We start from the raw sequence: 13,903 nt of genomic DNA on the forward strand, positions 1-13,903 counted from the left end.
ATAAAAGTTTCTTTTAGTGAGATCGCTATAATATTCCATGAGACTGCTCCTACTAATAAAAGTTTAAATTATTTTTGAAGAACTTATTCTACTGAATTCGTTACTTCGTGCTAAAATAATGGACTCCATCATTCAACAGCAATTACAGTATGTTTACCCTTTTTCTTGTTATTTTTCTAATCTATAGCTAGCGTTCAAAACCATATTCGAAAATACGTTTTCGGATTTTTTTTAATGCTGTTTATTTCATCCTCAACATCGTCTCTACCTTTATGAACTAAGTAGCAGCATTAAAAATTATAACGTACCCCTATCTCTAGAGTTGCATCTGGTATTTGTTTTGCTTTTATACCACTTAGTTGCCCACCCATGGTCATACCAACTGCACCAATTATCTGCGGAGTAATTTCATAATCAACACCTAACTTTAGTTTATAGGAAATAGAACTCAGTATTTTATCTACTACAGATGAACCAGCAGCTTCACCACCTGATTCTGGAGCACCTTGTGTTTCTTCTTCCTTTTCTTTTTCTTCTTGTGAACTATTGTCATCACCATCAACTGTATCACTAACACCAAAGCCAAAAGGTGTTATTTGGAGATATCCTCCTAAACCTCCGCTGACATATAGTTTAACGGGATCAATATCAAGGTCAGGATAGAAGCGGTAGTTTGCCAATAAGCTAGCTCCTATGCTCTTTAATGACTTAATATTACTGAGAACCTCAAGTTCAAATTTAGAGTTTTGGTCATAATGGTAACCAAGAACAACACCAGGTTTCATTTTAAAGCCACCACCCCAACCAGCACCAAAGTTTAAACCTGCATAGTACTTATCTTCTGACTTACTTGCACTATTACTAGCTGCACCTGCTAGAGATGAAGTAAGCAACACAGCCAAAACGCACAATCTCTTTATTTTCATATAACTCCTCATACAAAAAAATATATAATGCATAAGTATATATCCTTTATATTAAAAAAGATATAACTACATGTCAAAAAAAGTATAGCCATAAAATCAGATTATATAAAACGTACTACTCAGGTCTTTTATATAACTATATTTACTATCTTATTTGGTACAGCATATACAGTGCGAACTTTGCTTTGATCGATCTTACTGGACACAGAGTCTATCGCTATTTTCTTCAATTCTTCTTGAGGTAAGTTAATTGCCACCTTGATTGTTGTACGTAATTTTCCATTGATTTGCACTGCTATAGTTACCGTATCGTCAACTAATAATGATTCATCAGCTTTTGGCCAAGGTTGACCTCCTATTTCTTGCCATAGGCTTTCAGCTAGATGTGGTATGAATGGTTCGATTACTCTGATTAATATACATATACCTTCATCAATAAGAGATTTTCCAGTTTTTACGTCTATTTCAGCTATTAAATTCGTCATTTCACGAAATTTTGCCACTACACAGTTTAATCTGCAGTTTTCCAAGTCATCTGTAAGTCCATGTAAGAGTTTATGAATTTTTTTTCTGTACTCTAGAAGTCCACCCGTAACACTTTTGTTATCATAGTGCATATTCACAGGCTTAAGCTGCATGACCATACGCCACAATTTATTTACATAACGAGAACAACCTTCCACGCCATCATCGGACCATTCCATATCTTTCTCTGGAGGAGTGTCAGACAACACAAACAAGCGGGCAGTATCAGCACCATACTTTTCTATGATAAAATTTGGATCAACTGTGTTCTTTTTCGATTTGCTCATTTTCTCGACTTTTCCAACTTGAACCTTAGCTCCTTGTGCAATCAACTCTTTTGCTTCTGCGGGAAATAGCCACTTACCATTTTCGTCTTTATAAGTTGCATGGCAGACCATTCCTTGAGTGATTAAAGTAGAGAAAGGCTCTTTAATATCAAAATAGCCACATTTGGTTAAAGCACGGCAGAAAAATCGTGAGTAAAGCAAATGCAGAATTGCATGCTCTATTCCACCTATATAATAATCAACAGGCATAAAACGATTACACGCATCTTTGTCTATTGATTTATCTTCGCTACAGAATGCAGCAAAATACCAAGAGGATTCAAAAAAGGTGTCAAACGTATCAGTTTCACGCTCTGCTTGCTTTCCACATTTTGGGCAATCAACAAATTTCCAAGTAGGATGTTTATCAAGTGGATTGCCACCACTTGTGAATTCCACATCCGCGGGCAGTATTACAGGCAGGTCTTTTTCTGGCACTGGAACAGTACCACAGTCTTTGCAATATATAATAGGTATAGGGCATCCCCAATAACGTTGTCTCGAAATTCCCCAATCATGTAAACGATAGTTTGTTGTTTTCTCACCTATCCCTTTTTCTTTGAGCTTTTTAATGATTACTTCCTTTGCTTCACTAACCGTCAATCCATTTAAGAATTCAGAGTTGCACATTATTTCGCCGCCAGTGTAGGCTTCTTCTAGAGTCACTATGGCTTGTGCACCCTTTTCACAAATAACAGGAATAACCGGCAAATCGTATTTCTGTGCAAATTCAAAGTCACGCTGATCATGTGCAGGGCAACCAAAAATCGCGCCTTCCCCATATTCCATCAACACAAAATTCGCTATGTAAAGCGGCAATTCCTTATCAAGAAATGGATGTTTGACGTTTAATCCGGTGTAAACTCCTATTTTTTCATCGTTCTCTCTTTTCGATTTTATTTCTTGGATCCCAGTGTCAAGCACTGGGATGACAACAGAAGAACCATTCTTTAAATCCTGCACAATAGGATGCTCTGCTGCCACTGCACAAAAAGAAGCCCCAAACAAAGTATGAGGATAAGTTGTAAAAACTTTTAATTTCTTATTCAGGCCAACTACTTCAAACTCTATAGTTGCTCCTTCAGATTTTCCTATCCAACGCTCCTGCATTGTTTTGACTTTTTCTGGCCAATTTTTCAAACTTTGCAGGCACTTGAGTAAATCTTCAGCGAAATCAGTAATCTTTAAAAACCATTGGGACAACTTACGTTTTTCAACAACTGCACCTGATCGCCATCCTTTTCCATCAACCACCTGTTCATTTGCAAGCACTGTTTGGTCCACTGGATCCCAGTTAACCCATGATTCTTTTCGATAGGCAAGCCCATGCTTTAAAAAATCCAGGAAAAATTTTTGTTCGTGTTTGTAATAATCAGGCTCACATGTGGAGAGTTCACGCTCCCAATTATAAGAAAGACCTATAGATTTCAACTGTGTACGCATATTATCTATATTCTCTTTTGTCCATGTTTCGGGGCTAATATTGTTATCCCTTGCTGCATTCTCAGCTGGTAATCCAAACGCATCCCAGCCAATTGGATGCAAAACCTCAAATCCATTAGCTCTCTTGTAACGCGCTATCACATCCCCTATTGCATAGTTACGTAAGTGTCCCATATGAATTTTACCAGATGGATATGGAAACATTTCCAACACGTAACACTTTTCTTGTTTACCACTCTTGCTTACAGAAAAATCCCATTTATCTTGATAAAATTTTTCAACACTTTTAAAATCATATTTCATATAAATCCAAATTCAATTACAGTTCATATGCATCAAAGGATCAACCGCTTGGCCATTATGTCGTATTGTGAAACATATCTGTGGATCTTTATCTTGTGTGCTTGATTTACCTGCAGATCCAATTACTTGACCTTGCTTTACTTTATCACCAATTTCAACATGTATGTTTTTTAAATAGGAGTACACAGTCATGTAATTATCTTTGTGTTCCACTATAATTAAATTCCCATACCATCTCAGCCCTTTGCCTACATATATCACTTTGCCTGGTGCAGAAGCAACTACGTTCGTTCCATTTTGAGCAGCAATTTTTATGCCATCCTTACACATTTCATCAGAAGAGGTAGCTGAACCTTTAACTGGCATTACAAATTTACAATTTACCTCCACGTTTTGTGCATTATTGTTATCTTTGTATATCCTATTTATGATGGCTTTTCTACTTTCTTTTTGCACTGAAGGCTCCCTAATTAAATGGTACTCTCTTGTATATTCCAGATCTCTTTTTCCGTAAAATTCTTCGCCTTTAAGCAGCACAGGTGCAGGTTTTTGCAGGCCACAGCCTATTAATATTGCTAATAACATAAGAAATGAGGCTATATGCCACATTTTAAACTCTCACAAAACTCCAAAATTTTAGCGAGACGTAGTGTTTCACGCCTGCTTGTTACTTTCCTCGTTATTTATTTTACTAGTTAAATAGTCCCTCAAATCGGTGAGTTCTTGCAACAAATTCTTTGTGACTTTTATATCATTACCAAATTCTTTTTGCACTCCTTTTATTGTATATCCTTTATCATATAGCATGTATTTTACTTTCTTTATGGCCTCTATACACTTGCGATCATATAGCCTTCTTCCTTTACGCTTTGTAGGCTTAATTTGATGAAATTGACCTTCCCAAAATCTCAAAACATGCTGTTCCAAATGTAGCTCTTCAGCTACTTCCCCAATCGTATAAAATAATTTTTCCTTGTTCATTAATTATTGATTGATTTTTTTATAATTTTTGAAGGCCTAAAAGAAACTGAATTTCTTGCCTGAATCATCACTTTCTCCGATGTATTTGGTATATTTCCTGGTCTTTCCTTCTTTTTCTTAACCAAGAATGTTCCAAATGACGATATTTTTACTATTCCATCCTTTACCAAGCTTGTCTTTATTTCGTCCAATATATCATCTATTATCGAAACAGAGTCTTCCTTTGATAATCCTATTTCTTGGTTTATATCTCCAGCTATCGTTGCCTTAGTTACTGTTGTGTCTTTTGTTGTAACGTGATCCATTATTGATAAATATTACAATACGTAAATATAATATAGCAATCGACTCGAGATTCAGCTACTTTATTTTTTAGAGTATGTCTCTTTTGTTGCATAATTTAAAATACCGGCAACTATCAATATCGCAAATATTGCAAAAAGTGCCATTTTATGATCTGTAAAAAGTGCTAACATTGACACTATAACTCCACTGCCAATAAACATAAATCCATTGATAATGGATGATGATGTGCTGATGTATTTTCGTTTCACAATCTCGCTGCCGACAGTAAAATTAAGCATATGTCCTCCCGCAAAAAACCCGAACATTAACATACAAAAGTACACAACGTGGACTGTTAAATGGCTGTATAGTAAAATAATAATTGAGACGCCTTGCAATAAAGCAAAAGCAGAAATTACATGTTTCCTATTTTTAAATAAGTTTGAGATTCGATCTGCAATTGGAGCACCAACTGCAAGACCAAGCCATAGTATTGCAGTTGCTATACCTGACTCCATTGCATTGAGTTCTGAGTTGCCCAGTAACCTTGGAGCCCACAAGGTATTAAGTGCTAAAAATGTTCCAAAAGTAATAGCACCCACCACTGAAGTTATCCAGATATCTCTTAATTTTAGCACTGTTAATATAGAGCACATTACTGTCTTCATAGAGCTTTTTATTGTGCGCTTTTCTGAGCTGCTTTCTGGAAGTGTGTTTGGACAAAAAAGCGTAAGTACAAATATCAACACACCAAATAGTATTATGCATACAATCAGATTTTTCCAATATGCATCTTCGGCAAGCAAGTTAGAGAACAGTATTTGAATTACCAAAGCAGAAAGGCTTGAAATTGTCTGCACTAGTGAAAACATTAGTCCAAATTGGGCAGCGGAAAAACATATGCTACTTGTGTGAGCAGCACCAATAAAACCAAATGATGCTCCAGTTGCAATCAACACTTGAGACAAAATCAAATGGGAGAAATTGTCACTATTAATAAGGACAAAAAACCCCAAGATCATAGTTGATAACGAGAAAAAATAAATTTTTTTACTGGAAAAAACATTAAACGTTGCTCCACTAAAAAATTGTAAGATGGCGAAAGTCCAAGTATATACTGAATTAGCCAGTGCAACTTGCGCGATTGTAAGTCCAAGTTCCTTTTCGAGATTTACACTTATAAAGGTATAAATTATCTGCATGTTGCTGAATATAACAACCAAGTTACTGATTAGCCAAATGAACCAAGCTTTAGCTCTGCTTTCCATAAGATTTATTTTTATAAGTAATCTATTAGAAATTTAACACTAAGTCTCTTTTTAGGCTATTGTTTCCTGACTACTGTTATAGCTAACCCAAAAAACGGGTTCCCTACGTCATGCCGCCGCGGTATCTCTTAGCCGCTAACAAGCAGCGGGATGACGATTGTCAGGGTGTCATCCCAGCGCCCCATAAGTGTTGAAAGTATCAAAAATAACGTGATATGAGATGATCAACGGCATGTAAATTACCTCCCGACAGTAAAACAATCGAACGTATAAAAGAGTCATTTAGATCCAATGTGAATTGCAGTAATGCTATTTTGAACCCATGTAGATTATTTTTGATTTTATAAACAAGAAATAACAAAGCCGATCATGTAAATATACACCTTCATGCCATTCATAGTATGGCTTAAAAAGTGCTTATATCCAAGATTTTGCTTTATAAATTTAAAGAACACTTCTATATCCCATCTGCGCCTATATAGCTCTGTTACTTCATAAGCTGGCATTTCAAACAAGTTTGTCAAAAACCATATTTCATCTCCAATTTTATTTCTGATTTTTATTAGCCGTAGATCATGCTTTTCTGCCACTTTACCTCGTGCACGATAAAGATTAACTATTATATCTTCTAAAATCTCTGATCCATCCGATTTTTGTTCTCTTATAACTTTGTTCCTGCTTATAACATCATGTTTTCTTCCTACTTTAACTCTTGTGATAAATTTGTACTCCTTTTCATCAAATTCGGCAAAAGTTCCAACTTTTCTGATTCCTCTATCAAATAATAAAATATCCTCTTTTTCAACTTTAGCTTCATTAATTGCTCTCACTAATGCTATATCTTCACTACTTTCTTCTTGTCCTTTACAAAATCTTATACTTGTCGGCAATTGATCCTTTAATCCTACACTCACTTTAACTTGACTGTCGTTACTTTTACCGCCTATTTTTAGCCCATCTTTTATGAGATATCCCGATAAATTTATGATCGTCGAATCAAACTTATGTAAGTTATTTGATGTTTTTTGGGGTAATAGCTTTTTAATCTTGCTCATCAAATCAATATATACTCCCTTAAAATATTCTGGATTTATAACTTTTAACCTTTTTGACAAACCACTGTATGTTACTGTACTTTTATCGCTATTCTTATCCATTATACACCTGTTTATTACCATTTCTAGCGCTCTTAGGCTTGTTTTTTGCCCCATTAATATTAACTTCATTAGACCTTTAAATATAATCTTGCCCAACAATTTAGTATTACATTTATCTACTTCACTTAATTTTCCTAGCCTTTCTAAATCCTCATCTTTTATTAAATTTAGTACTCTTTCTATTTGATCCATTATTGCCTCCATTTTCTTGCAATAATAGTTCTTTATGTCTTTTTTGTGTTACTTTCAACACTTATGCCAGCGCCCCTATGATGTCATCCGAGTAGCCAACACTGGTTTCCATCCAAGACGGTGTCATTCCAGTGCTTGACACTGGAATCCAGACTTTATAGCTCTTCTCATAATAATCCAAATAAGGTAAGATATGGATTTATGGTAGTGGGGTTTGTATGCCAGCAGCGTATAGTTATGACTTAAGGAAAAAAGCAATGGAAGCATTGGATGAGGGAGAAAGTAGAGCAACTGTTGCCAAGAGATTTAAAATTGGAAAAACGACTTTATATGAGTGGCAGAAAAGGCGTGAGGAAACAGGAGATTTTCAGTCAAAAAAGCCTGGAAGCGTAGGATATAACCATAAAATTACCGACTGGAATGTCTTCACCGAATTTGCAAAAAACCATGGCGGCAAAACTCAGTCAGAGATGGCTAAACTCTGGGGCAATATCAGTCGACAAACGATTCACCGCGCACTTAAAAATATTGGCTTTACAAGAAAAAAAGACCTACGGATATAAAGAAAGAAATGAAGAAAAGCGAGCTCAATTTGCAAAGGTTATAGCAACAAAATATCCTGAAAATCTTGTATATATTGACGAATCTGGGATAGACAATACAGAAGACTACCCATACGGATATTGCAGAAAAGGAGAGAGGTTTCATTCACTAAAATCAGGTAAAAAAACTCAGCGTGTCAGTATGATTGCAGCTCTAAATAAAAAGAAAATCATTGCTCCATTGACCTTTGAGGGATACTGCAACAAGGATGTTTTTGAGGCTTGGTTTGAGCAGTTTTTGACTCCAATTTTAAGGTCTGGCCAAACTGTAATTCTTGATAACGCTGCTTTCCATAAATCTAAAAAAATCGATGATCTTGCTAAAGGAGTAGGTGCTGAAATTCTTTATCTTCCTCCATATTCTCCAGACTTTAACGAAATTGAGCATCATTGGTTTGCTATAAAGAACAGAGCTAGAAAAAATATCCCTATTTTTCAGTCTTTCCGTCAAGCTGTTGATTCTGCTTTTTTATGATTTGTTCTGACTATTATGAGAAGAGCTATAATTGTTATACTTGTAAATAATCTGGTGAAAATAAACGTTCATCTCAAAATGCAGTATTTTTGTTGAAATAGCTCAACTGGATCCCAGTGTCTGGGCACTGGGATGACACCATAGGAGGCTACTTGGATGACAAAAAAAGGAGCACTGGGATGACAGCAGTCCTACGTCATACCGCCGCGGTATCTCTAGATCCCGCTAACAAGTAGCGGGATGACGGTTGTCAGGGTGTCATGAAAGTAGCTGACACTGGAATGGCTTTGTTGCATCGCTACTTATGAAAGGCTAACTATAATTAGGATTATAAGCAACTTATTGAAAATCTTGTTTTTTTTGCAATCAATCTGATCAAATTTAAGAATAGTAACTTGTTATTTATATTAATAAATTTAATTCTATTGAAAATAGCTAAAGCATTGAAATTCTTGAATTTTAGCCGGATTAGTGAGTGGTAGTGAAATTTCTTTTACTCAAATTTAGGTATCCACTGACCGTTCTTGTTATAAATACCAGAATAATAAGCTACTGATATTCTCCACCTTTTTTATCTTTAATCCATCATAGCTAGCGATGCAACAAAGCCCACTGGAATCCAGAAAAAAAGAAATATGTATCAGCTACTTTCATTTGCTGCGCCTCAAAAATAAACGTTCATGTAGCTAAGCCATAAATCCAGATAAAGATCTTTAATCATTGGCTTCGTAGTACTTCTCAACCAACTTATTAAGTAACCTTACACCAAAACCTACTGCTCCTCTTGGACAAATGTCAGTACCTTTCTCGTGCCAAGCAGTGCCTGCGATATCTAAATGTGCCCAGCAAGTTTCATTCACAAAACGCTGTAAAAACTGTGCAGCCATTATGCTATCTCCACCAGAGCCTGCAGGAGCGATGTTTTGAACATCAGCAATCGGTGAATCAATAATTTTGTCATAAGTTTCATTCATAGGAAAACGCCATAACTTCTCATTTACTTCATTTCCTGCATCAATCAGACGGTTTGCTAATTCATCATTATTTGAAAAAAGACCAGCATATTCGTTATTTCCAAGTGCAACCACTATAGCACCAGTTAAAGTTGCAAGATCAATCATAAATTTTGGTGAGAATCTGTCTTGCGTATACCATAAAGCATCTGCAAGTATGAGCCTTCCCTCTGCATCGGTATTCAACACTTCTATCGTCTGTCCAGACATTGAAGTTACTACATCACTCGGTCTTTGAGCATTACCATCCACTGCATTTTCTGCAAGTGCAACCACGCCAATCGCATTTACCTTTGCTTTTCGTCCTGCTAAAGCATGCATCACTCCAACCACAGCAGCAGAGCCTGCCATGTCATATTTCATCGACTCCATACCACGTGAAGGTTTGAGTGATACTCCACCAGTGTCAAACGTTATACCTTTACCAACAAAAGCTATAGGCTTTTGTTCTTTAGAAGCCCCATTCCATTTTATCACTACTAATTTTGGTTCTTTACTACTTCCTTGTGCAACTCCAAGCAAGGCTCCCATTTTTTTCTCTTCCATCTGCTTTTTATCAAGCACTTCGATTTCAAGGCCAAGCTTAGTAAGTTCTTTTTTTATATGATCAGCATAGGATTCTGGATATAGAATGTTAGGAGGCTCTGTTATAAAAGAGCGCGCCAGGAATATACTCTCACCTTCTTGCCTTAAGTGCTCAAATGATCTTTCAGCATTACTTAATTGTTCATCTTTTACTAATACGGTAATCTCCTCTACCTCTGTAATTTTCTCATCCTTTTTAGTTTTATACTTATCAAACTTAAAACTACGCAGAAACGCACCATATGCAACATTTGCTGCACTACCTTCGATTAAAACCGCTGCTTTTTTAATTTTTAATCTGCTTAGCTCACAATATATTTTACCACCAATATTTAATTCTTTATTTTCATTCCATTCATCCTTCTTACCCAGTCCAACAACTATAACATTTTTTTCTTCTGGCAAAGCAGTAGAGAAAAATTCACCAAAACTTCCATTGAAATCGCTAAATTGCTTTATATTATCTATGATCTGTTTTCCTTGCAAAACTCCGCCATCATTTACGGTTTCGTTGTCCTCAAACAAACCCATTACTATTGTTTTAAAATCGGGTGAAATTTTAGAAATTGTTATTTTCATTGCTGGTATCTCCGTTGCAAATAATTGTAAACTGTACATAAAACATAGCAAAAACATCAGTAAGATATTTTTCATATACATCCTAAGTACAATAACACTTAAGTTTACTATGGACTCCCTTACATGCAAGGTTTTTTATCTTTTATTAGAGAACTTATTATATCCGCCCAAGGTAATGTTAAACGTATAGGTTTTTATGACCTGATCACTGTAAGTAAATGGTGTTATGAGAAGGCTTGCAAGCCCATTACTAACAAAATCTCCAAGAACAGGATCAGCACAATTATCGCAATTATGGTCAACAAAAAACATTTGCGTTGTGAATTCCGGAAAATCCGGATGTTGAACTAGAAAGTTGATATGTGGAGCTCTATCACCAATTTTACCAGGTGCTATCGTAATAAAATTATAATAGCCAAGATTATTCACTACAAACCTTCCTGATCCAGCAAAATTCGGATCATCCTCTATATTCTTATCGTAATGGTTCACGCCGCGTGAATTCGCGTGCCATATAGAAACTACAGCATTTTGTATTGGTAAACAGTTTATATCAGTAATTCTACCCACTATGTGTATTAATTCTCCTGTTGCACTATTTGGAGAACCAGGTTTCCTTCTTAAATTGTTTGAAGAGCTAAAATTTTTTGGCCTTGCATCAAGGTCATATATTTCTGGAGTTTCAATGCAGTTGAGCAAAACAGGATCAGCTGCAAATAGCGGCAAACTGAATACCATTTGTACTAAAAACGCTAATAAGATATTTTTCACATTCATTTCATTTATAATAGACTTCTTGCATAACCATATAACAAACTTTTATTGGAAATAGAAACGAAAAAACTTGCTTGACACCCTTCGCCAGCCCCCTTATCATAAAACTGAAGGTATTCAGTTATCTTCATCTGTGCAGATTAAACAGCAAGAGAACAACGTAGTTGGCGTCTTATTTTTAATTTTTTGCACTATGTGCACCTTATGTCTTCACAATATTTCTAGGTTTTTACCTACACAAGCTGAAACGCGCTATTTAAAACATTAAAAAACGCCAACTTAAAAAATGGATAGTGAATAACTAGCTACCCTAGGGTTTCTTTTGCCTTTTTTTCTGTTTAGTAAATTGTATCCGTTCAGCCAATGGCGTCAACTTAAGGAAAAATATCAGCGATAGTGTATAAAATTTCTCTCTAAAACTTTTACCATTAAATTATCCAGAAGCCGCAGGAAACAGCACTTTTGTTTCTATTTTATTTCAACAAAGAAGTTTAAAATGTGTCCTTTTTAGGTGAAACATGCAAAAAGGAAAAAATTTTATTCTACAAATTAAAAATATAATATACTCGAAAGCTTTTCAGAGAATCCATTGTGTTGAGTTTTACACGAACAAGAAAACTTCCTTTTTCGACAGTATTTTCTATGATTTTAAAGTTAGTTAAAAAAAGTTTGGGAATAGAATGTGAACTTATGGAGCCATTGACATGTACCCTCAAAGCAAGCTTTTTCTAAAGCAAGGTATAAGATTTGCCATACAGGCTTTCAAGAATTTAAGCATCCAAACAGCCTATCAGGATGAACCTGAGTTGGAGAGGCTATAGACTTATTGCAGCAGATGGTTCTGGTATGAGATTACCCAGCTCTGAGGAAATTGTATCCGAGTTTGGCCGCTTTAAACCAAATGGAACAACAGGCACCATTGGCAATTTGTTTGTTGATTTGTGTACTTCGCTGATTTGTAGTGCTCGTCTTGCGGCTTGGAATATAGGTGAACAAACGTTGGCGGAAGAGCAATTACCCGAAGTTATCACTCAAATGCGTTCATTAAATCAAAAGAAATTATTATTTATCTATGATCGTGGTTATCCTTCAGTAAAATTCATTCAGCAGCATTATGATTTGGAAGTAGATTTTATTTTTCGCTTGCAAAAAAGAAATTATAGCAAGCTATGGGAACGCTGGAGAATTAGATTTCGATTTTATATTAGAAAATGAAAAGCTAAAAAATAAAATGAAAGGACAGAAAGTAAGAGTTATAGTGCTGACATTAGCCAACGGAGAAACAGAGGTATTGATTACTTCACTTTTTGACCGAGTAAAATTTACTTTGGAAGATATCAGCAAAGCTTATGTGTTAAGGTGGCATATAGAGGAGTGCTATAAACGACTCAAAATAGGTGCAGAATTAGAGAATTTTTCTGGCGTAAATTTAGAGGCTGTATTACAAGAATTTTGGGCAAACTTAGTCATGTGTAATATATTGTCGCTTCATATGTGTGATGCACAAGGGCCTTGGAATCCAGATCAAATTGCTGAGTATCGTTTAAATTTTTCAGTTTTATTTGGTGTAATGAGGCAGAAACTCTATCAGGTACTTATTGCGCCAAAAAACTTTCAAGCCCTTTTTAAGTATACGCGCTAAAGTTAAAATCCGACCAGGACGATTGTATAGCCGCGATAAGGTAGATAAGCCCAAACGCCATCATGTCTTTAGGAGAGTTTGCTAATGGAGGCTCTTAAGTTGACGCCATTGTCCGTTCAGCGGAGTGGTAGAATAAGGTAGACAAAGCAAGATAATAAAGATAATCATAGAGCAAAAGTGAGGTAATGTGGTAAACCTTTGAGAACTCTGCAAAAATTTACAGCAAAAAATAGAAAAGTTGGAAGGGAGGATAGAAGAGTTAGAGGCAGAAAATAAGGCCTTGAGGATTGAGAACACTGAGTTGAAAGAGAGGCTTGGTTTAAACTCGAAAAATTCATCTCTACCGAGCTCTAAAGAATTGTACAAAACAAAAAAGGACAAGCCAAAAAGCGAAAGGAATGTTGGCGATCAGGTTGGGCATAAAGGAAATTTTCATGCCACAATGGAAGCGGATAAAGTAGTAAAAATAGAGTTGCCTAATATTTGCGAATGCGGAGGAGAGCTTGTAATATGCGAAAAACCTTATGTTCACCAAAAAGTTGATCTTCCGGAAATTAGGCCTGATGTAGTAATTGGAACATGGTCGTTGTCGGAGATGCAGAAAAAGAAAAAGTAGCAAGTTACCAGAAGGTGTTACGCCAGATACATTTGGTCCAAGGGTTAAGTCTATAATTGCAGCACTCAGCGGATTTTACAAAAACTCAAAGCGTGAAGTGGCTAGTATCATAAATGACATTTTTAATTTGAACATAAGTGTTGGCAGCATATCAAATCTTACTATTACCCACAAATATAAATGGACTAAAAAGTAAAATATTACAATATTA

Annotated in this window: 10 protein-coding genes and 2 pseudogenes; 3 read left to right on the forward strand and 9 right to left on the reverse strand. The window is 35.7% G+C overall.

Annotated elements, in window-relative coordinates; all coding sequences use genetic code 11:
* Positions 1-290: 290 nt before the first annotated feature.
* The 7 genes from OPR28_RS02855 to OPR28_RS02885 form a co-directional block, all read right to left on the reverse strand.
* Positions 291-926: a hypothetical protein gene (locus OPR28_RS02855; RefSeq protein ID WP_077188484.1), complete on the reverse strand. Its 636-nt coding sequence runs from the start codon at positions 924-926 to the stop codon at positions 291-293.
* A 128-nt stretch (positions 927-1,054) separates the two neighbouring features.
* The gene (gene leuS / locus OPR28_RS02860; RefSeq protein WP_265023469.1) at positions 1,055-3,523 is read right to left on the reverse strand and encodes a leucine--tRNA ligase; all 2,469 of its coding nucleotides are present in this window, start codon (positions 3,521-3,523) and stop codon (positions 1,055-1,057) included.
* 12 nt (positions 3,524-3,535) lie between these two features.
* A complete protein-coding gene (locus OPR28_RS02865; RefSeq protein ID WP_253302994.1) occupies positions 3,536-4,132 on the reverse strand; it encodes a murein hydrolase activator EnvC family protein in 597 nt (198 codons plus the stop codon).
* Positions 4,133-4,177: 45 nt separating this feature from the next.
* Complete coding sequence (locus OPR28_RS02870) at positions 4,178-4,504, reverse strand: MerR family transcriptional regulator (RefSeq protein WP_006279880.1); 327 nt, start codon at positions 4,502-4,504, stop codon at positions 4,178-4,180.
* Positions 4,504-4,809, reverse strand: coding sequence for an integration host factor subunit alpha (locus OPR28_RS02875; protein WP_006279881.1), 306 nt, complete (start codon positions 4,807-4,809; stop codon positions 4,504-4,506). The genes OPR28_RS02870 and OPR28_RS02875 overlap by 1 nt, the downstream gene beginning before the upstream one ends.
* A 60-nt stretch (positions 4,810-4,869) precedes the next feature.
* Entirely contained in the window at positions 4,870-6,057 is a 1,188-nt protein-coding gene (locus OPR28_RS02880; RefSeq protein WP_006279883.1) for an MFS transporter, read from the reverse strand.
* Positions 6,058-6,398: 341 nt separating this feature from the next.
* Positions 6,399-7,406 carry an IS4 family transposase gene (locus tag OPR28_RS02885; RefSeq protein ID WP_265023318.1) on the reverse strand — a complete coding sequence of 336 codons (1,008 nt, stop codon included), beginning with the start codon at positions 7,404-7,406 and terminating at the stop codon, positions 6,399-6,401.
* A gap of 218 nt (positions 7,407-7,624) precedes the next feature.
* Between OPR28_RS02885 and OPR28_RS02890 the strand changes: the two genes are divergently transcribed.
* Positions 7,625-8,483 (forward strand): IS630 family transposase gene (locus OPR28_RS02890; RefSeq protein WP_265023237.1). Its coding sequence is split into 2 segments (ribosomal slippage): positions 7,625-7,950 and positions 7,949-8,483, totalling 861 coding nucleotides; the frame shifts between segments, so codons are not numbered across the junction.
* Between the two features lie 713 nt (positions 8,484-9,196).
* On the opposite strand, the gene OPR28_RS02895 is transcribed toward OPR28_RS02890, so the two are convergent.
* Complete coding sequence (locus OPR28_RS02895; protein WP_265023762.1) at positions 9,197-10,699, reverse strand: leucyl aminopeptidase; 1,503 nt, start codon at positions 10,697-10,699, stop codon at positions 9,197-9,199.
* A gap of 96 nt (positions 10,700-10,795) precedes the next feature.
* Complete coding sequence (locus tag OPR28_RS02900) at positions 10,796-11,437, reverse strand: protocatechuate 3,4-dioxygenase (RefSeq protein ID WP_253303174.1); 642 nt, start codon at positions 11,435-11,437, stop codon at positions 10,796-10,798.
* A gap of 515 nt (positions 11,438-11,952) precedes the next feature.
* Between OPR28_RS02900 and OPR28_RS02905 the strand changes: the two are divergent.
* Both OPR28_RS02905 and OPR28_RS02910 read left to right on the forward strand, forming a co-directional pair.
* Positions 11,953-13,161: pseudogene (locus tag OPR28_RS02905) on the forward strand (IS4 family transposase).
* Between the two features lie 144 nt (positions 13,162-13,305).
* A pseudogene (locus tag OPR28_RS02910) lies at positions 13,306-13,849 on the forward strand (DUF6444 domain-containing protein); the annotation flags it as partial.
* Positions 13,850-13,903 lie beyond the last annotated feature (54 nt).

The sequence above is a fragment of the Wolbachia endosymbiont (group A) of Epistrophe grossularia genome, assembly GCF_947251435.1.
Classification (GTDB): Bacteria; Pseudomonadota; Alphaproteobacteria; order Rickettsiales; family Anaplasmataceae; genus Wolbachia; species Wolbachia pipientis.